We start from the raw sequence: 21,215 nt of genomic DNA, 5'->3' as shown, positions 1-21,215 counted from the left end.
CCTGGAAGCGGTCAACATCGCGTCCAGGTTTGCCGTCGCTCCAATCCATGACAAGGGCGCGGAAGGGAAACGGCAAAAGCTCTATCCTTGGAGCTTTGCGCTGTCAGCAAGCTTCAACCAGACGACGCCGGCGATAATGACGGCAAGCCAGAAGGCCTGAATCTGAGTGAGTGGCTGGTCGAGCAGAATGCTGCCGAGGATTGCCGCACCGACGGAGCCAATACCGGCCCACACTGCATAGGCGATCCCTACATCGATCGATTTCAATGCGGCGCTCAGAAAGTAAAGCGTGAGGAGAAAGAAGCCGAAAGCGGCAATCGACCAACTCGGCACCGTGAATGCGTGGCTGCCGCCGACGCTGAGCGCATAGCCAATTTCGAAAGCCCCGGCGAGCAACAACATCGTCCAGGCGCGTCCGTTGCTTCTGTTCTTTTCATGGGTCGCAGTCATATCTCTTTCCTTTCAGATCGAATGGAGTTGATCGGCGAGGTCTCTATGCCGCGCCGCTGAGGCGCAGGCCGACGACGCCTCCAATGACGAGAACGATCCCGAGGACCTTTCTCCAGTTCAACGGCTGCTCGAAGAACAACGCCCCGAGCACGACGATTCCGACGCCCGCGACAGAAGTCCAGATCGCATAACCCACGCCGACGCTGAAGGTGAGCAGCGCGAGGCTCAGGAAAAAGGTGGCGATCGCACCGCTGACGAGCGTGGCGACGGTCCACCAAGGACGAGTGAACCCCTTTGCATTGCCTGCGCTGATTGCAACTGTGATCTCGAAGATCACGGCGATTCCAAGATATAGCCAGCTCATGTCATCTACTCCTTTCGTGAACGACGTGCCGAGCACGGTATGTGCGACCGGCCTGACGGTTTTCGTGAGCGAGACGGCCGCTATGGCTCCAGATGCCGGCGGGCCGGTGGATTACCCGCTGCAGCCACAGCGGCGGGAAATTCCCCGGAAAGCCAGTTTGCCGACAACAGCCCTTCGGCCAATCTCACCCGGCATTATCTTTGCGTGTGCATGCAATAACCTAGGCCAGTGCAGCCTGTCAACATAGATGCATGCACATGCAGATTCATATCCGAGCGATGCCGCCTGCCCAACTGGTCGTGACAGCGACCATGGAACGGTGGAGCTCGGGCAGGGTGAGGCCGTCGCTTTCGTTGGCCGTAACCGGGGAACAGATCGCCGCAACTCGGCCGAGGCGGTGCCGGCAACTGTCTCCTTCGATTTCCTCGCTTCATTCTCGACGTTGACAGGCAATACGGACGACCGCATTATTGCGGAATGGTAAGGAAGTCGCTTAGAGAAAATATCCTGGACGCTGGGCTTCGTGTCATGCTGCGCAAGGGCTACGCCGCTGCCAGCGTTCGCGATGTTGTTGCCGAGGCGGGCGCCCCTCAGGGTTCGTTCACGAACCACTTCCGATCAAAGGAAGCGTTCAGCCGTGATGTTCTGGATGTCTATTTCCAGCATGTGCGGACCCTTGTCTCTTTGGCACTCGACGACGAGAGCCTGACACCGCGCGCGCGGCTGCAACGCTATCTCGACATCATCACCGGTCAGCTGGAGGCGGACGGGTTTTCGCGTGGTTGTCTGATTGGTGACTTCAGTCTGGAGGCAGCGCCGCTCAGTGAGATGTTGCGCCTGCGTCTGTCGGAAATTTTCCTGGAATGGCGCGACCGTTTCGCCGATTGCATCAAGCAAGCGCAGTCGGCGGGCGAAATCGATTCCACTTTTGCTCCCGAAGACCTCGCCGATTTCCTCCTGTCTTCGTGGGAAGGCGCTATCCTGCGCATGAAAGTCGAGCGCAACGCGACGGCGCTGGAGCGATTCAAGAAGATCGCTTTTGCCACGGTCTTCAAGGAAGACTTGTGACGACCATCTGGTTTGTCGAGTCGATCTGCCGGGTTCATCGATAACGTCCAAAGCTCAATCTCGGCTGGCTGCCCGGCGCGCGCACAGTTGCGAGTGGGGCGTGATCGTCCCTGACCGAGGTCCCGCATGTTCACCGCCCACAGTCGCGGCCGGGGCTTCTGTGACTTGACTCAATACGTACGACCGTATTATTGACATTTCGAAGGACGCGGCACCGAACATTCGCCCAACCGAGGTCTAACAAATCAAAGGTCAAACGCATGACATTCGACATCGATCTCCCTCATCGCGCAGTATTGGGCTCCCATATCGCCTACCGGGAAGCAGGTTCGGGGAACGGGCCCGTCGCACTCTTCCTGCACGGCAATCCGACCTCGTCCTACATCTGGCGGAACATCCTGCCGCACGTGGCGCCGGTGGCCCGATGCATCGCTCCCGACCTCATCGGCTTCGGCCAGTCGGGCAAACCCGACATCGACTACCGCTTCGCGGATCACGCCCGCTACCTCGACGCCTTCATCGAAGCCGAGGGAATCGGTTCGGCCTATCTCGTCGCTCAGGATTGGGGAACGGCGCTCGCCTTTCATCTGGCGGCTCGCCGACCGGATTTTGTTCGTGGCCTCGCCTTCATGGAGTTCATCCGGCCGATGGCGAGCTGGGATGATTTCCATCAGGTGGAAGCGGCACGTGAAACGTTCCGCAAGTTCCGTACACCCGGCGAAGGTGAACGGATGATCATCGAGGGGAATGCATTCGTCGAGCGTGTATTGCCGGGTTCCGTCATCAGAAAGCTCACCGACGAAGAGATGATGGTTTATCGTGCTCCGTTCGCCAGACCGGAATCGCGAAAGCCTACCTGGCGCTTTCCGAACGAGCTGCCGATCGCCGGCGAGCCTGCGGACGTGAATGAAATGCTGTCCGAAGCACATCTCGCCCTCGCGCGCTCGCGCTATCCCAAACTGCTCTTCGTCGGGAACCCGGGCGCTCTGGTTTCCCCGGCCTTCGCCGAGTCCTTTACCGCGACGCTACACAATTGTCAGGTCATTCAGCTAGGGGCGGGAGCGCACTACCTGCAGGAAGACCATCCCGGTTCCATCGGCCGCGCCGTTGCTGAGTGGATCGCAGGGAACGAGGCGCGCTGTAGCCCGTAGGGCTTTGACACCCTGCAACTATATCTGCCATCGAAAATGGGAAGATAATAACTCGCCCAATGATATCCTACTGCATTTGCTCTGATCCCCAAAAATTGGACCGTTCATAACTGGAGTTTTCCGCGGTAATTTCCCGGCTGTGAGAAGGAGCGGAAGCATGAAGGCATCGAAGTTCTCGGACGCGCAGAAGGCGTTCATTTTGAAGCAGGGTGACGATGGTGTGCCAGTGGCTGAGATCTGCCGGAAGGCTGGGATCAGCCAGGCGACGTATTTCAACTGGCGCAAGAAGTATGCGGGCCTGCTGCCCGACGAGATGCGCCGATTGAAGGCTCTGGAAGATGAGAATTCGCGACTCAAGAAGATTGTGACGGATCTGACGCTGGACCACGAGATGCTGCAGGACGTCATCCGCCGAAAGCTCTGAGGCCTGCTCGGAAGCGCAAGCTGATCGACGGGATGCTGGTGGATTGGGGCATATCAATCCGACGGGCCTGCAAGGTCCTGAGGTTTGACACATCGACCTACCACTATAAGTCCCGCCGCACCGGGCAGGCCCCACTCGAACGACGCATCAAGGCGATTTGCGAGACACGCGTGCGGTATGGCTACCGGCGCGTCCATGTCCACCTGTGTCGCGATGGCTGGAAGATCAACATGAAGAAGACACGCAGGATTTACAGCGAGTTAGGGCTTCAACTGCGCAACAAGCATCCGAAGCGCCGGGTGAAGGCAAAGCTCAGAGACGATCGCCAGGAGGCCGCCGGGCCGAACGATGTCTGGGCGATGGACTTCGTTCACGACCAGCTCGCGACCGGCAAGAAGCTGCGCATCCCGACCGTGGTCGACACGCACTCGCGTTATTGCCCTGCCGCCGACGCACGCTTTACCTACCGAGGAGAGGATGTCGTCCAGACCCTGGAAGGCATCTGCCGGAAGACCGGCTATCCGAAGACGATCAGGGCGAACAATGGCAGCGAATTCATCTCCCGCGATCTCGACCTGTGGGCCTATGCCAACAACGTCACCCTGGACTTCTCGCGACCTGGCAAGCCGACCGACAACGGCTTCATCGAGGCGTTCAACAGCAAGCTGAGGTCCGAGTGCCTCAACGCCCACTGGTTCCTGACCCTTGCAGATTCCCGCGAAAAGTTGGAGACTTGGCGCAGGTACTACAACGAGGAACGTCCTCACTCGGCGATCGGATATAACGTCCCGATCGCCCTGCATATTCCCGGCGCCACCAGCCCGCCATCGTGATCAGAGCCGGAAAACTCCAACTTTCGGCGGTCCAAAGTTTGGTCCCAGAGCATGATGTGACGGACTCTGCCAAAATCTGGAGGAAGGTCAGGGGCTCAGGTCAAAGGCAACGCTGCGATAGAGCGGCGCAATCTGTTGGTCCACCCCGTCTCCCCTTGCCTTGATCAGTCGGATGACGTGCCCTTCTCTTGCTGACACCACGGCGCGCAACATCCCCATGGAACTGGTCTTGGGCCAGAAGCCCTTGCCAGCCCAGCAACGGCGATGAACTCCGGTTGCCTGCCGTGAACGGAGCCCAGCATTGCCTCTACGGGCGAAATGGACGAAAGCGACCTGCGTTTCATTACGAGTGGTCGAAACGGAGGATTGCTTGAATTCAGCAACGCGGCAGTCAAGAGGTTGGTAAGGGGATGTATGTTGACCTAACATCCCGGACGCGTTACCCGGTCGATTAAAAAGCAAGACATACCTGTTCCCGAGACCCGAAACAGCGCCGAGTAAGGTTCAGGGTCCAACTGCGGCGGTCAGATTGGTCGCCAGCTCAGCATCGTTCAATGTCTCTTCGCAGAACGATGGCGGTCGTGAGGTCGTCCACACTGTCCATGATCGAGACCTCGTTGCGCAGTTCGTTCAGTGCATTGATCGACTCAACCTCAACTTCCACCACGAGATCGAGCTGGCCACTGACGGAAGAAACCCTTCGGACGGCGGCAAGTCCAGCGAGCCGATCCAGTACCCCGATTGACGGAGTCCGCTTCAGGGTAACTAGGAGGAAGGCCTGAACTTGCCCCTCATCGAGCTGACCGATGTCCGCGCGGTAGCCACGGATGATGCCGGTTCGTTCGAGCCGGCTTACGCGCTCGGTGGTTGCACTACGCGAAAGGCCGATCCGCCCCGCTAGAGTCTTCATTGGAATGCGAGCCTCGCGGGAAAGGATGCTAAGGATCTTCGAATCGATTGCGTCCTTATCTTGCATGGGCTTTCCCTCCGAACGCGCCGACAATATGACGGTTAATCTAAACAGAATGCTGGCACAACTGGCATCTTGCCGAATGCGAGCAGCGTCGATCCATGCAAACCTTCTTGCGAAAAGAGGATGCCCATGACCGACATACTAATGACGACACCACAATTTAAGACAAACGACGTCGCATTGCTGCTCGCGGAACATTATGGACTCGTCGGCGCAATTTCGCCGCTCCCAGGAGAGCGAGATCAGAATTTCAAGGTGGAAATGCCAAGCGGCCAGCGCTTTGTCCTAAAGATCATCAATGCAGCGGAACCGGGTGTTGAAAGCGAGTTTCAGACAGCTCTGCTTGACCATTTGGAGAAACAGACCCTCGATCTTCCGATACCATACATTCGCCGAACAATGTCCGGCTCGAGCCTTGCAACCATCGCAAGCAGCTCCGGCATTCGCCATCACCTACGCCTCATGAGCTGGGTTGAGGGGACGCCGCTTGCCGAAACAAGTCGAACTGAAGGCGCGCTGCAGTCTCTCGGGCGGCTGCTCGGTCGATTTGACGCAGCCCTGAAAGGCTTCATGCATCCGGGGGCGCTACGCGATCTCGACTGGGACATTCGAAATGCCGGTCGCTCGGTGGCTCGACTTGGACACATCGCCTCATCGGAGGATCGGGCGTTGGTAGAACGCTTCCTCGATCGTTTTTCTTCGGTCTCCCCGCGTCTTGCGACGCTGCGCGCGGCAGTCATTCATAACGACGCCAACGACTGGAACGTTCTCGTCGATGAGAATAGTCCCGGCCAAGTGTCCGGGCTGATTGACTTTGGAGATGCACTCTACGCACCACTAATCGCTGAAGTTGCCATCGCAGGTGCCTATGCCGGTCTGGACCATCCCGACCCTATCGGAGCGGCAGCCGCGGTCGTTTCGGGATTCAACGCGGAATATCCCCTTTTGGAGGAAGAAGTAGATCATCTATTTGATCTCATCGCCATCCGCCTGGTCACTTCCGTTACGATTTCAGCTTCGCGACGCCGTCACACCCAAGACAACCCCTACCTCGCCGTCAGCGAACGCGCGGCCTGGGATCTCTTGCGCAAACTCGACCAGATGAATCCTCGGTTCGCCACCGCCATTCTACGCAAGGCGTGCGGCTTCGATGCCGCCCCCGGTGCGCGTGCTGTGGCTTCATGGATTGCGAAGCACCGCACGGATCTCGCACCGCTCCTCGAGCGTCCTGTCGCGAGCTATCCGGCTGCCCTCGTGCCCTACGGAGATCCTGGCCATCCGATGACACGAATGTCGGCGGCGGAACAGCCAAATCAAGCGCAAGCGGTTTGGGATGCCATTTGCCAAGCGAACGGAGCCGAACTCGGTGTCGGTCCATGGGGGAAGAACGCAGCGTATATGCGGGAGAAATGTTCGTCTCCCGCTTTATCGAAAAAACGCGTCGCACACGCCACCTTGGTCTCGACCTTTTTATGGCTGCTGGCACGAAAGTCTTCACGCCGCTGGCGGCTACGGTTGTCAGCGTCGAGATTGAGACGGAACCGCTCGGTTACGGCTGTCTGATTGCACTGCGTCACGAACCGGAAGCCTGTCCGCCCTTCGTTACACTTTGGGGACATCTTGCCCATGAAGCTATGAACCGACTTAAGGCCGGTGACCGTCTGAAAGCAGGCGAACTCGTGGGCGAAATGGGTTCGCCTTCGGAAAATGGTGGTTGGGCGCCGCATTTACACCTACAGATCTCAACTGATCCGGCTCTCGCTGCTACGGAGATCCTCGGTGTTGGGGAAGCACGATACCTTGATGTGTGGTCCGAGCTATTCCCAGACGCACGAACCTTCGCTGGCCTCGCGACCGAATTCTACACGCGCAATGGCCGCTCGCCAGACGAAATCATAGAACTCCGTCGAGAATTGCTTCTCCCGAATCTTTCGATTTCCTACGACAGGCCGATCAAGTTTGTGCGCGGCGATGGCGTTTGGCTGATTGATGACGGCGGGCGTGCTTATCTCGACTGCTTCAACAATGTCTGCCATATCGGGCACACCCATCCGGCAGTGGTGGAGGCGATGGCCAAGCAGGCTGGTACGCTCAACACCAATACCCGTTACCTGCACGACAACATCGTCGCTTATGCTGAGCGACTGACAGAGACCTTGCCGAAGGACCTCACCGTCGTCGGTTTTGTCAATAGCGGCTCAGAGGCCAACAGTCTCGCGCTGCGTATGATGCGCGCTCACACGGGCCGTGAGAACGCGATCGTTCTTGATTGGTCTTATCACGGCACTACTCAAGAGCTTATCGAAATCAGCCCGTACAAGTTCCGCCGAAAGGGCGGCACAGGACCGAAGTCGCACGTCCACATCGCCCCTGTTCCAGACGGCTACCGGGCTCCAGAGACTTGGCGGGAGGAAGAGTATGGAACGCGCTTCGCCGAAAGCGTCCGCGATCTGTTGGCGATAATGAAGTCGAACGGCGAAAACCCTGGCTTCTTCATAGCCGAATCGATCCCCAGCGTTGCCGGCCAAGTCGTGCTGCCGGAGGGTTATCTGAGGGAAGTATACGAGCTCGTTCGCGAGGCCGGGGGCGTATGTATTGCTGACGAGGTGCAGGTCGGCTTTGGTCGTGTAGGCAGCCACTGGTGGGGTTTTGAAACGCAGGGCGTCGTACCCGATATCGTCACCATGGGGAAGCCGATCGGCGATGGTCATCCTATGGGTGCAACGGTGACGAAACGGGAAATCGCCGAAAGCTTTAACAATGGAATGGAATATTTCAACACCTTCGGCGGAAACCCGGTCTCCTGCGCGGTCGGTCTGGCCGTGCTTGATGTCATTGAAAGAGACAAGTTGCGCGACAACGCAGTTGCCATCGGCAAATACTTGATCGACGGCTTCGGCGACTTGCAGGCGCGCTATGAGGTCATTGGGGACGTACGCGGGCTAGGTCTCTTCCTGGGTATCGAACTTGTCACCGATCGCGCAACGAAGACACCGGCAACGCGCTTCGCACACGCCGTCTGCAATGGAGCACGCCGTCGCGGCGTGTTGCTAGGAACCGAGGGACCGTTTGACAATGTGCTGAAGATGCGCCCGCCCATGATCTTCTCGAAGGGCAATGCTGATCATCTGATCTCAGTTCTTGATGAAACCTTCGCGGACGTCACACGGACCCTCGCCTGAGCTGGCTGCCCACAGACCTCAACTAGGCAACAGCGGGAGCGCCCACGCGCCCACGCACGCTTGAGATATTCATGAAATCTAACTGAGGAGGAGAACCTATGAGAATGAGATTCCTGACACTAGTTGCCACCGTGGTTGCCCTTGGCACAGGTGCCAACGCCGGCACGCTGGACGTCGTCAAACAGCGCGGCGAGGTTCGTTGTGGCGTAAGCCAAGGCGTGCTCGGCTTTTCCGCTCCCGATGAAAAAGGCGTGTGGGGCGGCTTCGATGTCGATTTCTGCCGTGCAGTCGCTGCTGCAACGCTCGGCGATGCAGATAAAGTGGAATATGTACAACTCTCCACGAAAGACCGCTTCGCCGCGCTGCAGTCCGGTGAGGTCGACCTGCTCTCACGTCAAACGACGTGGACACTCTCGCGAGATACCGACCTGGGCATTAGTTTTGTCGGCGTGAACTACTACGATGGTCAGGCCTTCATGGTCAGGAAGGATATCGGTGTGACGAGTGTCAAGGAAATCTCCGGCGCGTCCGTCTGCACCGAAACCGGAACGACGACCGAGCAAAACATGGCGGACTACTTCAAGGCCAATGGAATCCAGTATCAGGTCATCGCCTTCGACAAGCCCGACCAGACAGTCCAGGCCTTCAACACCGGCCGCTGCGACGTCTATTCTACCGACGCTTCGGCGCTCTACGCGCAAAGACTAAGTCTCAGCGACCCTGAAGGTTTCATTATTTTGCCGGAAGTCATCTCCAAGGAGCCGCTCGGGCCGGCGGTGCGCCAAGGCGATGATCAATGGTTCAAAACCGTGCGTTGGACGTTGTCTGCAATGATCGAGGCAGAGGAACTCGGCATAACAAAGGAGAACGCTACTTCGCTGCTCGATGAAGGCAGTGTCACGCAAAAGCGTTTTCTGAATATTGGTAGTGAGGCCGGCAAGGCTCTGGGTCTCGACCCCAAGTGGGCTTATCAAGTGGTCAGCGCCGTTGGCAACTACGGCGAAGTCTTCGACCGCCATCTTGGTAGCCAAAGCGCGCTGAAAATCGACCGCGGGCTAAACCGACTCTGGAACGACGGCGGGCTGTTATACGCACCGCCGGTCCGGTAATCGGAGCGCTAAAGACGGGAGTGCGGCCGCGGCTGCCGAAGCCGCGGCGTTCCGACGGGGTGAACACCTACTCCTTTGGCGTCTATCCTAGCAGAGTAGGCGGCACACCTCCTGGCGGCCCATGATCAAGGCCCCGTTGAGCAGGTTCTGCGAGCGAACATACACAGCCACCTTGAGAAGGTGACTGCGATGCATATCGGCCAGGAATTCCCACGGAAGACGCGGTCATCGGATGGCCCTCGGTAGCCCCAAAACGATCGGCGCGCAAAGCGTGCCATTCCTGCCTCGCCTTTTTGGTGCGTTCGCTCGTGGCGCGTGCCCGATACGGACAATGCAGAGCAGCTGGATCTGGGAAGCCAATGCGATCGAGGAAAGCTGCATTCAACCTGCTCGATCGCGCTTGCGGTGGTGGGCGAGCGGATTTCGAACCAGCCTAGGCGGGTGATGCAAAGATAACGTCGAAATGCAAATGTATCCCCCAGACGTTGCTGAACAGTCGCAACGGGTGAACACCCGGGTCTACAAAAAGAACCTGCATTTTGGACCTAAGCCATCGACCACAATCGAAGTGCTTCTCAAGATTCGCGGAAGTCTCCGGCGCCGGCCATCCGCACAAATCAAGAATTTCCATGTTCAGCCTCCAGTCCACGCGCTCCCGTACTCGCCGCCCAGGGGGACTAGCCGACGGAAGTTGGCAAGCCCTTTCCGTATCCACCGGTTTGATCCGGCGGCAGCGTAGATTTCGATGTTCCTCGCCTCAGACTCGCCGAAGCATGGGCGGCTCGCCGGTTCTCCAAAAAACTTGATTTCGGTCAAGGCAGAGCAAAGGATTATGTGCGCATATGCTAATTTAGAAACTTTTGGAAGAACTTCTATGAAAAGCCTTATAATTTCTTCTGTGCTCGTCATTCTTGCAGGTTGTACCAGTAGCAACAACGAGAAGTATGTGGATGTGCCCGGACATGCGTACAAAACCGATCCCAATTGCAAGCGAACCAAGCCACCTTCCCATTTCGATGAACGTTGCGACTGTCCGCGCGTAGGTTTCAGGGGCTTTACCCCTGCTCAACCTTGCGGCTTCATGTAATCTGAGCCGACGGACGTGCCTGCAGCACGAATAACGCCGGTAACGCCGACGACGCGACGACTATCAATGACGGTGCCGCGCCCCGGTACATATATGGCCATAACATGCACTGCACCTGCAGGCGTGCGCTCATTTGCTCAAGAGGCATGATTTGGCACGTCGCTCGGGCGAGACGCTGGCCACACGCCATGATTGCTGTGTTCTTCCAGAGATTAAGCATGGGACGTCTGTCACTGGTCTCAGTCTCTGCGTAAGTCTACGGCACCGGCGCGCGGTCGAAGCCGGACGGGACGCGATCAAACTGCTGGACCAGGAAGTCGACAAAAACGCGGATCTTCGGTGCAAGATGCTGCCGCGATGGATAGACCGCGTAGTGTGTGACCTCAGCTGTCTTCCAATCATCAAGGGCAGATTGCAGCCGTCCTTCTCGCAGGTCCTTCGCAACATAGGGAAGCGGGATCAGGCTGACGCCGAAGCCGCCCCGCAACGCGTCCCGGACGGCGAGACTCGACGTTACCGAATAGCGCGCCTGGACCGCGATCCTTTCGGTTCGGCCATCTTTTTTGAATTCCCAGACATCGACGTTCGCGCCAAATGGAAACCGGATGTGGTCCAGCGTCTTCAGGTCGGATGGTGTTTGCGGAATTCCATGCCGCTTGAAATAGTCAGGAGCCGCACAGAGCACATGCGGCATGACCGCCAGTTTTCTTGCAACGAGGCTTGAGTCCTCGAGATTGCTGCTGCCGCGTATTGCGAGGTCGAACCCTTCACGAACGATATCGACCCGTCGGTCGTCGAGATGCAGCTCGAGCTTCAGATCCGGGTACAGCGAGAGGAATTCCGGAATGGCTTCGGAGAACCGTACGAGGGCGACCGTCATGGGTGCACTCACGCGCAGCGTGCCCGACGGTGACGTCCTGACCAACGAGAGCGCCTCTTCCGCTTGCGTCAGCGCGTCAAGGCCGCGGGTGACGTGGTCGAGATAGGTCTTGCCCTCCTCGGTCAGCGCCATGCGCCGGGTCGTCCGGCTGATCAGGCGCACCCCCAGATGCGCTTCGAGTTCCGCTAGGTTCTTGCTGATGGCGGGTGGAGAAAGGCCGAGCTTACGGGCCGCGCCCGCAAAGCTGCCCAGTTCCGCCACCTGCCGGAAGACCTGCAATGCCGTGAACCGGTCCATCTGATTATTCCCTAACAGCTAAGAGTATCTTTCTCTATCAAAGTATTCTATCCCGAGCGTGAATTCTCTACCTCTCCTGCAACAGTGTCAGGGAATTTCTCACAATGCTCCATCCAATGATCCCTCTCATCGAGCAGCGCGTTTCCGTCAATCGCTTCGACGCGTCTCATAGTCTCACCGACGCCGAGATTGGCGCGCTCGTCAGGCTCGCCACGCGCGCACCGACGGCCTACAACTTACAGAACTGGCGGTTCATTGCAGTCCAGACACCGGATGCGAAAGCACGACTGCGCTATCGGGCCTATGGCCAGGCCAAGGTTTCCGACGCTGCCGTGACATTCATCATCTGTGGGCAAGCGCCCGACCATGCCGCCCTTGCCGACCGGCTGCGCCCATTCGTCGACGCGGGACACATGCCGCAGGACATGGCTTTGGGTTGGCAGGAGAGTGTCAGGGCCCAGTATTCCGAGCCCCGTACCGCCCGCGACGAGGCGATCCGTTCGGCCACCCTAGGCGCCGCGACGCTCATGTATGCTGCCGCTGCAATGGACCTCGCATCGAGCCTCATGGGCGGCTTTGAAGCCGACGCGGTGGCTCGAGAATTCGACCTCGCCCAGGATGAGACGCCCGTTGTGCTTCTTGCAGTCGGCCGCGCCGCGCCGGGCAACTGGCCACAGAAGCCGCGCCGGCCGCTTTCGGAGGTTCTGCAGATATCATGAAGACCAGCGTTTCCGACCTCGCCACGACGGCAATCGCACCTGTCATCTGGGGCAGCACCTATCTCGTGACGACCGAATTCCTGCCGGGTTTCTCGCCGATGACCGTCGCCATGCTGCGCGCCTTGCCCGCAGGCCTGATCCTGATGATGATCGTCCGTCAATTGCCGAGCGGAATTTGGTGGCTGCGCGCATTCGTGCTCGGCGCCCTCAACATCTCGATCTTTCTCGGCATGCTGTTTGTCGCCGCCTACCGGCTTCCCGGAGGGGTTGCCGGCACCGTTCTCTCGTCGCAACCGCTCATCGTCGTCATTCTGGCCTCCTTGCTGCTGTCCAGCCCGGTGCGGCTATCGAACATCATCGGCGCCCTTGTCGGAATGGGCGGCGTCGCCCTGCTCGTCTTGACGTCCAGCGCCGCGCTCGACGCAATCGGGGTTGCCGCCGGTCTCGCCGGCGCGACATCCATGGCGCTCGGAAGCGTCCTTGCTCGCAAGTGGCGGCCTCCGGTGTCGCCGCTCACCTTCACCGCCTGGCAGCTGACTGCAGGCGGCCTGCTTTTGCTTCCCGCCGTTCCGATCGCCCGACAACCAATCCCTGTTCCGACGGCGAGCAACCTTCTGGGACTGGCATGGCTCGGCCTTATTGGAGCGGCTCTCACCTATGCCCTATGGTTCCGAGGGATCGGACGATTGCCTCCCTCGGTCGTATCGTCCCTCCTGTTCCTCAGCCCGCTGACGGCGGTGCTGCTGGGATGGAGTCTGCTGGGACAGACGCTGACCGTGCTTCAGATTGTCGGTATCGCATTGGTCATCGGCAGTATCTGGCTCAGCCAGCGCACGAACACCTGAACTTGCGGCACGCTCACGGCACGACCAGTCTCTCCACCATGCCGTCGGTGAGGAAGCCCGAAGGAAAAGCGTTTGCACGATCGAGGTCGCTGTGGAAGGTTGCGGGGCCGATATCTGCCGGGAAGCGCTGGGGAAACATGCATTGCTTCGCGAAAATGGCCATACTCCTCTTCTTGGTAGTGCTCCCCGGGACCGCCTCAGCGGACGGATTCGATGAACTCTATAGCGCCAGGACGATCGTCACCGGGCAGGGTGAAAAGAACCGGGAGACGGGCTTTCGGGATTGTCTCGACCACGTGCTCGTGCGGGTATCCGGCAACCAGCGCCTCACCCACCGCCCCGAGATGAAGGCGCTGCGGGAACGCGCCGGCACCTTTGTTCGATCCTTCTCCTATCGTGACCGCCTGGCCGGTAGACCTATCCATGACGAGCAGGGCACCTACGACCGCCCGCACGATCTGACCTGCCTCTATGATCCGATGATCATCGACGAGTTGCTCACCAGTCTCGGCAGCCGTCCCTGGCGCGATGCGCGACCGTCTCTCGCGGTGTTCCTCGATGTCCAGCGAGGAGACTCCCTGTACAGCGTTTCGCCTGACGACCCACGCGATGCCGCAATGCGCGAGTCCTTCGCGTTGGGTGCCGAGCCAATGGCGATGCGGGTTTCATTTCCCTCAAGCGCCGATGTCGATGCCTGGGCGGCGGGACCTGGCGCACCGGAACTCGCCCGCGCCGCAAAGGCAGCGGGTGCCGAACTCGCCCTGGTGGGCAAGCTCATCTGGAGCGATGCCGACCTCGGCTGGACCGGGACATGGCGCCTAGCCGCCGCAGGAAAAGAGGAATACGTCTGGACAGTTCGAGGCGTCAATTTCGATGAAGCCTTCCGCGTCGCCGTACGCGGCGCGGCACAGATCCTTTCCGGCAACGGCTCTCCATAAGACCCCGGCAAGGCAATGTCCAACAGGAGAATCGCTCTCATCACCTCCAATCAATCGATCGACCTGCATCGGTTCATCCGCAACAATTTCTCGCTCGGCCGCGCAGCGACGGTGCCGGAGATATCACTCTATACTGCCGGTCCGAGAAGCGGGCTGTGGCGCCTCGCCGAGCGCGACGACGCGTTCGGCGCACCCTATTGGGCCCATCTCTGGGGCGGAGGACTGGCACTTGCACGGTATGTCCTCGACAACCCGGCATCGGTGTCGGGCCGGCGGGTGCTCGATCTGGGCGCCGGTTCTGGCATTGTCGGTATCGCGGCGGCGAAGGCGGGAGCATCGGCGGTCGTCGCAGCCGACGTCGATCCCTATGCGATGGCCGCGATCGAACTCAACGCCGAGGCCAATGCAGTCTCGATCACTACTCGGCTCGGCGATCTGTCTGCCGAGCCCGTGCTCGACTTCGACATCGTGCTGGTCGGCGATCTCTTCTATGACGAAGCACTTGCCGAGCGGATCACGGCTCTTCTTGACCGATGCCTGGCTTCAGGCGTGCTCTCGCTGATTGGCGATCCCTGCCGGGCTTATCTGCCAAGGTCGCGGCTCAGACTTCTCGCCGAATATCCTGGACCGGATTTTTCCACGTTGACGCTCGGCCAGGGGAGAACCAATTCCGTCTTCCTGTTTGACCGTGACGCGCCCGACCCGCAGCTCAGACCGCCGCGGTGTGATACATGGACGATCGCGGGACCGTGAGCGCGGAGGCTTGAGATGAATCCACGACAGTTGAAAACCTTCCTCATCGTCGCACGACTCGGCAATGTCACTCGGGCCGCCACGGAAGCGAACCTTGCCCAGTCGAGCTTGAGCGACCAGATGCAGTCTCTCGAGCAGGAACTGGGCGTCCAGCTCTTCGAGCGCAGTCGCCATGGCGTGATCCTGACGCCGGCCGGGCAGGTGATGAAGACCTATGCGGAAGAGATTTTGGCGCTGAACGACGAGGCGCGGATTGCCGTCCGCGCCTCTGCTTGTCAGAGCGAGCGGACTCTTGCAATCGGGACGCTCGAGACCGTCGCGGCCGAGAAACTCGCAGCCTTTCTGCCGCGCTTCCGGGAGAGACATCCCGATATCGGCCTGACACTGAGGATCGGCGGCAGCGCCGAACTGCAGCGCTGGCTGGACGACAGTTCGATCGACCTCGCGATCACCTTCGACCGCGACCAGCAAGACGGTCGCTTCGTCACCCGTCTGGTATCGCACGAACCGCTTGCACTCATTTCGAGCGGCAACGCCGATGCTCGGTGCCCCGCAACCCTCGCCGACCTGAGCCAATTGCCCTTCATCGCGACCCAGGAGGGCTGCGTCTACCGCCGCCTCTTCGATGCCGCCTTTGCCGGCGCGGGCGTCGAACCACCACGCGTCGCGACCGAGGTCGACAGCATCGCAACGATCATCAGGCTTGTCGCGGCCCGCGCGGGCTACGGCCTGGTGCCACGTCTCGCGATCGGCGCCTACGCGAAACGCAACGACATCTGCGAACTGCCTTGGCCGGGCAACGTACCGACGGCTTCGCTGATCATGGTCTGGCGGCGCCGGCGGGTACAGCCACCGGCGCTTTCCCTGCTGCTTGCCGCAGCGCAGAGCGAGTTGCGACCGGTCAGACCAGCCGATGTCCGCCTTCGACGTGAAGAATAGTACCGGTGGCAAAGCCGTTACCGATCAGGAAGCGGATCGCATCGGCAATGTCTTCGGGCCGGCCGACCCGACCGACCGGCAGGCGTTCGGCCATCGCGTCCAGCCTCGCCTTCGCGGCATCGCCCGCGACAGATTTCCAGATAGGTGTTGCCACCCATCCCGGCGATACGGCATTGATACGAAGAGGCGCGAGTTCCACAGCGAGAGCTCGCACAAGTCCTTCTAGCGCGGCGTTCACGGCTGCAACGACCGAACCGCGCGCTGCCGGCCGGTAGGCCGCCACCCCCGATGTATAAGTGATCGAACCCGAGGGCGGCAGACGGGCTGCACCGTGTTTGGCAAGCAGCAAGGGCCCGTAGAACTTGCTTTCCACCACCCGCTGCGCCGCGGATATCTGGATATCCGGCAACAGCTGATAAGCCCCGTCAATATCGGCCGCCGTGCTGACGATATGGTCGACCCGAGCGCGATCGGCGAAGAAGGCAGCAACCTCACCTTCGCGTGTCAGATCGAGGACTGCGGTACTCAGTCCCTGATGGTCATCGAGCGCCTCGCAGGCGGCTTCAAGCTTCGCCGCTGTACGACCCGCGATGGTGACATGCGCTCCCTCGGAAAGCAGCCGCCGCGCAAGCGCCAATCCCATGCCGGAGCTCCCGCCGACGATAACGATTTCCGCGCCTTCGATCTTGGTATCTGTCATGTGCATCTCCTTCTTCGATGGAGAGCAGATGCCTTGTGCCGTGCGGCAAGGAAAACGGAAGTATCCGATCGCGCTTTCGGATTTTCCGATGACAGCGCGGACGTGACCCCGAATATGTCGGCTCCGGCGAGTGGCTGCGTCATACTTGGCAACACTACGTCATCGCCTCGGCCACGAGGTCTGACGGTGCGTACAGAGTATTTCTACGACTGTCGAAATAGCTACTGGCAGCCTCGACTGATCTGCATACCTTATTTCCATGATTATCGAAAAAGCGAGCGTGGCTGCTGTCTCGTTTGTCGGAGACCGCGCATGTCTTCGACCGGGAGGGGTTCGAAGGGATCACGTGCGGGATCACGCGGTGACTTTCCAGGTGTTGGTTCGCCGCCATTGCAGTCGGGGCTGCGTGATGCGGACGTCAAGCAGCACTCATAAGCGGGTCGAAGGTCCGTCAGCGCTGGATCATGGTCCAAAGGACGGTAACGCGCCTGCCCAGTATGTGCGGATTGTGCGCTCCCGACGTTGGATTAACCCACCTCGACCGACCTACCTCCGGTAGCCCCGGCCATGTCTGCCCCTTCGGGATTTGCGGCGCCGAAATGCTTAGCGGAAAGGCTTCGCCTACCCCGAAAATGCGGGAAGCGGACCGGGTATTCCCGCTCCGCTTCGCTAACCTGACAGGGACTCGAACCCGGTGGCACCAAACATCGATTGCCACTAGAGCCAGGAAACATACGTATACAACGAAATTGGACCTCGGACCACTCCTTAGATACTGCGCGTCAGATTGTTCTGGTCGATGAGCGGCCAGGATGGCGTCATCTTCCAGTTGCGGATGCCGGCAGGCCCCTGGATCAGGTTTTCGCGGAACACCCAAAGGTGCGGATCGTCGTTGTCGAACGGGACCACCGAGACCAAGCGGATGCCCATCGTCGCCATCGAAATCCTGTTTTCCGCCACAAGGATCTGGTGGCCGACAAAGCCCCAGATGCGGATACCCTGAGCAAAGTACCTAATGAAATTCGGTCGGCTCGACAGCGCCATCTCGTTGCCGCGGATGCGCAGGGTATCGACGTTGCCCACCATCACGCCGTAGCCGGCATAGGCTTCGACGCTGGGCGCCATCAGCTCCATCCGGTTGTCGTCGATCGACACCGATCTTGACCGGACGTTTAATGTGCGCATGTGGCTCACCGCCACCCGCACCCCCACTTGGAAAGCGCGGATCGCATTGCCCCGGATCGCGACATTGTCCATACGCCGTCCGCCGCAGACGATGCCCTGCGCCCCCAAGCTGACAGAATTTTCTTCAAGTGCCTTAAGCCAGTTCTGAACCGAACCCAATCCGGCGCGAAGTTCCTTGTCCACCAACACCTTCTTCGCCAGGCCATAGCTAAGTTTCAGGAGCTCGTCCGCGTTCGCGATCTTGGTGGCCGAGCCGCTGCGGGAGATCAACGTCGTCCAGTCCTTCTGGCTGAAGGCGCTGTCGAAGGCGACGACCTGTCCGTTCGCCTCGACCACGACCTGGCGCTGCGCACCCGACCTCGCATCGAACCGCTGCACGACCGGATCGCTCGAGACGAGCAGCGTGGTGCGCACCTTCGGATTGTCTAGGCCCCGACCGTCGGTGCCAAACGACTCTCCCACCCGCTTCAGCTGCTTGCGGAAGACCGGCATCCTGTCGGGGTCCTCAGCCACGGAGGCGATGAGCCCCTGCGCCCAGCGGCTGAACGTGTCCTGGTTCCTCAGGTCCGACGCCACGGGCGGGTTCATCGCGACCAGATCGTCCCAGTCCTTCTGCGGCACCGGGCTGTCGAAGGTCATTCGCCATTCCTTTGCGGCAATCTCCTTGACGCCGGTGCCTCGGCCGACATTGCCCTTCACGGGTCGAGAAATGAGGCTGTTTGCCGTGGTCGCTACCCAGACCTTGTCGGCGAGGAACGCGTCGATCTTAAGCGAGCCCTTGCCCGGCTTGGCCGTCAGGAGATTGCCAGAGACGTCGACGTCGACGGCATCGGTCACGACGATCCCCTCCTGAAGGTTGCCGACCGTCAGGCTGTTGCCGGTGATCCGCACCGAACGCGTGACCTTCAAGGTCTTCAGCGTCTCACTGTAGCCCCGAACCGTCACGCAGGTGCGTTCGGTCGAAGTGCCGCCGCCGCAGCTGAGGGTGCAGCCATGAACCTCGACCTCGTCACAATGACCGAAATCCAGCGTACCCTGGCGGTGCCCCTTCAGGCCGGCGTCGACGGCGGAATTCGCGTCGGGAGTTGCAAGTTCCAGCCCGCTCACCGCGACGCTTACACACCCCTCGAAGGCCAGCGCCGCCTCGGTGCGGTTAGCCACGATCCGGACGGTCCCCGGTCCAGCACCGCTGATCCGGATATGACCCAGGCCGCTCATCCGTACGGTGCGCCCGCTGGTGTAGGTACCGCGGGCGAAGCAGATCGAGGCGTTCTCGCCCGGTTGCAGCCCTTCAAGCCGCGCTACCCAGTCCTCGCCTGGCTGGATGACAATGGTTGTGCACCCCAACTGTTGGAGACCCACCAGCGCCTCGATGGCCTTCTGCACCGTATTGGCCGGACCAAGTTCAGGCGTGTTGACCGGATCGAAGCTGACATGAGACGCGCGCGCAAGGGTCGCGTTGAAGGCGATTGGCGCATGGGTCGCGGTTCCGGCGGCATCCAGCCGCTGGGCAACGACGCGCTGGACCCGGTTCGTGCCATCGAGGCTCCAGTTCACCGACGCCACGCCAGCGGCATCGGTGGTGGCCTGCTGGGTCGGCAGGCCATTGCCAAACTGCCCGGCACCTTCGACCACAGTGAAGCGGATCGTCTCGCCCTCGACCGGGCTGTGACCACGCACCACGGCCACTGAAAGCTCCTTCGGCAGAGGCACCAAGGCGGCCGCATTCAGTGGATCGTCCAGCGCCTCCTGTCCGTCACCGCCAGCATAGAGCACCTGCTTGGCCCGGGAAATCGGGGGGAAAAGCAGGCGGCAATCTTCGGTCACGGTCCACGCGCCGGCCCCGTCGAGCGCCAGCCAAGCCAGTGCTGCATAGTTGCGCCGCGGCCCGTCGGCAGGTTTCGACATCGGCTCGTCCGTGGCCGGATTGCGCGGCCATTCCACGTCGCCCGACACGGCGCGCGCCGGAATGGTCCAATGATCGCCGGATTGGTATTGGCCGACCTCGAAGCGGATCTGGACGCCGTTCTCCAGATCGGCCCAATCGGCCGTAGCATCGTCCACTTGCACCGGCAGCCCGCCTTCCCAGCGGGTGACGAATGCCTCGGCCGGAAGCTTGTCGGTGTCCGGAAGACCGTTGCTGAGCAGCGGCGCAAGCGTGAGCGGATCGCGCAGTTCGGCAAGCGAAACGCGCTGACCGACTACCTCATCAATCCGGGCAAAAAAGCCCGGCGCTTCGCCGTAGATCGCCGCCTGATCGCGAATTTCAATCCAGTCGCCCGTCTTCAGTGCCGTCATCTCGTCCCGGCCAATGCTTTCCACCGCCAATACGCCGGCGTCGATCTCGCGGTATCGCGTGCGGTGAATGGCGTTCTCGCGCGACCATTTGTAGAACGCCGTCGCCTCGTCGCCGCCCAGATGGATCTCGACGCGGAAGAGCAGGTTGTCGAGACTGCGGTAGCCCGCGGCAGGCGGAAGGTTGCAGGGGCCGGCACTGAGGTCGGAGAGCTCGGCCCGCGCACGGAGCTCGCCGCGCGCGCGATCAGCGAGGACTGGGTCGAACCCCTTGGACAGCGCCGGGCAGGTCAGGTCGGCAGCCTGGTATCCGAGCGCCAGAAGAGCCGCGCGCGAGACCAGCGAAACCTGCCAGACAGTCCGGTCACGATAGGCCGTATCCGGCCCGTCGAAAGCCACTTCACGCAACAACGGATCATCGAGCGCGGTCACGACCCGATCAGTGGATTTGAGCACGGCAAGGTAGTCGCCTGCCACCTCGGGAAGCAGTGTACCGGCACCGTAAGGCTGGCGCGAGAAGATTGCCGGACGGAACGCACCGGTCACAGCGTCACCAAGGGCGGGCGTGGTACGGAAGGTCCGCACGCCGCTGGAATCCTCGGCAAGATTGCGCACCTTGACGAAACCGGTCAGGCCCGCCGGGTCTGTGCTCAGCACATCGCCATCCGACAGTTCCTTGCCATCGTCGATCCGCCAGACCGCATTGCCGCCGGTGCCCGACTGACGTGTCAACTTGTAGGCGGCAGGCCAGCGCAGTACATGGCGCACACCCGCCACGTATCCGGTCCCCGGGGTGATCACCAGCGTTCCGGTCCCGGCATCCGGGATTAGTCCGAATCCCGCATCCTCCTCCGGAAAGCCCGCGGGCCCGATGATATCAGCCGTGGTCTCCCGGTCCGAGGCACGCAGGATTTCGCCCTGTTCGTTCCAGTCGGCATCAGTAAAAAGGCGGCCCTGCTGCATCCCAACAAGGCTGAAGTCCTTGGCAGGATCGAAGGTCTTTCTCGAGATATCGCCGGTCAT

Annotated in this window: 16 protein-coding genes and 1 pseudogene; 10 read left to right on the top strand and 7 right to left on the bottom strand. The window is 60.5% G+C overall.

Features of this window, described 5'->3' with window-relative positions; translation table 11 throughout:
• Positions 1-81: 81 nt before the first annotated feature.
• Both H4I97_RS20540 and H4I97_RS20535 read right to left on the bottom strand, forming a co-directional pair.
• Positions 82-450 (bottom strand): DMT family transporter, encoded by a 369-nt coding sequence (locus H4I97_RS20540; RefSeq protein ID WP_182308839.1) that lies wholly within the window; start codon positions 448-450, stop codon positions 82-84.
• Positions 451-493: 43 nt separating this feature from the next.
• Complete coding sequence (locus tag H4I97_RS20535; RefSeq protein ID WP_182308837.1) at positions 494-814, bottom strand: DMT family transporter; 321 nt, start codon at positions 812-814, stop codon at positions 494-496.
• A 477-nt stretch (positions 815-1,291) separates the two neighbouring features.
• On the opposite strand from H4I97_RS20535, the gene H4I97_RS20530 reads away from it, so the two are divergent.
• The 3 genes from H4I97_RS20530 to H4I97_RS20520 all read left to right on the top strand — a co-directional run bounded on the left by H4I97_RS20530 (position 1,292) and on the right by H4I97_RS20520 (position 4,290).
• Positions 1,292-1,882 carry a TetR/AcrR family transcriptional regulator gene (locus tag H4I97_RS20530; RefSeq protein ID WP_182308834.1) on the top strand — a complete coding sequence of 197 codons (591 nt, stop codon included), beginning with the start codon at positions 1,292-1,294 and terminating at the stop codon, positions 1,880-1,882.
• A 260-nt stretch (positions 1,883-2,142) separates the two neighbouring features.
• A complete protein-coding gene (locus H4I97_RS20525) occupies positions 2,143-3,033 on the top strand; it encodes a haloalkane dehalogenase (RefSeq protein ID WP_182308832.1) in 891 nt (296 codons plus the stop codon).
• A gap of 157 nt (positions 3,034-3,190) precedes the next feature.
• A protein-coding gene (locus H4I97_RS20520; protein ID WP_182308830.1) for an IS3 family transposase occupies positions 3,191-4,290 on the top strand; the annotation gives its coding sequence in 2 pieces (ribosomal slippage) (positions 3,191-3,452 and positions 3,452-4,290; 1,101 coding nt in all).
• 541 nt (positions 4,291-4,831) lie between these two features.
• Here the strand turns inward: H4I97_RS20520 and H4I97_RS20515 are convergent.
• A complete protein-coding gene (locus H4I97_RS20515; RefSeq protein WP_182308828.1) occupies positions 4,832-5,266 on the bottom strand; it encodes an Lrp/AsnC family transcriptional regulator in 435 nt (144 codons plus the stop codon).
• Positions 5,267-5,392: 126 nt separating this feature from the next.
• Between H4I97_RS20515 and H4I97_RS20510 the strand changes: the two are divergent.
• Positions 5,393-8,445: pseudogene (locus tag H4I97_RS20510) on the top strand (aminotransferase class III-fold pyridoxal phosphate-dependent enzyme).
• 104 nt (positions 8,446-8,549) lie between these two features.
• The gene (locus H4I97_RS20505) at positions 8,550-9,554 is read left to right on the top strand and encodes an amino acid ABC transporter substrate-binding protein (protein WP_425306245.1); all 1,005 of its coding nucleotides are present in this window, start codon (positions 8,550-8,552) and stop codon (positions 9,552-9,554) included.
• Positions 9,555-10,897: 1,343 nt separating this feature from the next.
• Here H4I97_RS20505 and H4I97_RS20500 read toward each other — a convergent pair.
• Complete coding sequence (locus H4I97_RS20500) at positions 10,898-11,818, bottom strand: LysR family transcriptional regulator (protein WP_182308824.1); 921 nt, start codon at positions 11,816-11,818, stop codon at positions 10,898-10,900.
• A gap of 104 nt (positions 11,819-11,922) precedes the next feature.
• Between H4I97_RS20500 and H4I97_RS20495 the strand changes: the two genes are divergently transcribed.
• Positions 11,923-12,537, top strand: coding sequence for a nitroreductase family protein (locus tag H4I97_RS20495; protein WP_182308822.1), 615 nt, complete (start codon positions 11,923-11,925; stop codon positions 12,535-12,537).
• Positions 12,534-13,382: an EamA family transporter gene (locus tag H4I97_RS20490; protein WP_182308820.1), complete on the top strand. Its 849-nt coding sequence runs from the start codon at positions 12,534-12,536 to the stop codon at positions 13,380-13,382. The genes H4I97_RS20495 and H4I97_RS20490 overlap by 4 nt, the downstream gene beginning before the upstream one ends.
• Positions 13,383-13,395: 13 nt before the next feature.
• Here the strand turns inward: H4I97_RS20490 and H4I97_RS20485 are convergent, their stop codons facing one another.
• On the bottom strand, positions 13,396-13,545 hold the full coding sequence (locus H4I97_RS20485; protein ID WP_182309069.1) for a hypothetical protein: 150 nt from the start codon (positions 13,543-13,545) through the stop codon (positions 13,396-13,398).
• Here H4I97_RS20485 and H4I97_RS20480 point away from each other — a divergent pair.
• From H4I97_RS20480 to H4I97_RS20470, 3 genes are read left to right on the top strand one after another with little or no spacing between them, the layout of a single operon-like run.
• Positions 13,538-14,320 (top strand): DUF2066 domain-containing protein, encoded by a 783-nt coding sequence (locus tag H4I97_RS20480; protein WP_244658889.1) that lies wholly within the window; start codon positions 13,538-13,540, stop codon positions 14,318-14,320. The two genes, H4I97_RS20485 and H4I97_RS20480, sit on opposite strands and share 8 nt — an antisense overlap.
• A 15-nt stretch (positions 14,321-14,335) precedes the next feature.
• The gene (locus tag H4I97_RS20475; protein WP_182308816.1) at positions 14,336-15,073 is read left to right on the top strand and encodes a class I SAM-dependent methyltransferase; all 738 of its coding nucleotides are present in this window, start codon (positions 14,336-14,338) and stop codon (positions 15,071-15,073) included.
• Between the two features lie 15 nt (positions 15,074-15,088).
• The gene (locus H4I97_RS20470; RefSeq protein ID WP_148155212.1) at positions 15,089-16,012 is read left to right on the top strand and encodes a LysR family transcriptional regulator; all 924 of its coding nucleotides are present in this window, start codon (positions 15,089-15,091) and stop codon (positions 16,010-16,012) included.
• Here H4I97_RS20470 and H4I97_RS20465 read toward each other — a convergent pair.
• Positions 15,975-16,712 carry an SDR family oxidoreductase gene (locus tag H4I97_RS20465; RefSeq protein WP_182308814.1) on the bottom strand — a complete coding sequence of 246 codons (738 nt, stop codon included), beginning with the start codon at positions 16,710-16,712 and terminating at the stop codon, positions 15,975-15,977. The genes H4I97_RS20470 and H4I97_RS20465 overlap by 38 nt on opposite strands.
• Positions 16,713-17,480: 768 nt before the next feature.
• The gene (locus H4I97_RS20460; RefSeq protein WP_182308812.1) at positions 17,481-21,215 is read right to left on the bottom strand and encodes a DUF6519 domain-containing protein; all 3,735 of its coding nucleotides are present in this window, start codon (positions 21,213-21,215) and stop codon (positions 17,481-17,483) included.

This window comes from Ciceribacter thiooxidans, from assembly GCF_014126615.1.
Taxonomy (GTDB): Bacteria; Pseudomonadota; Alphaproteobacteria; order Rhizobiales; family Rhizobiaceae; genus Allorhizobium; species Allorhizobium thiooxidans.
The sequence above is the reverse complement of the archived record's forward strand: the minus strand, read 5'-3'. Positions and strand labels throughout refer to the sequence as shown.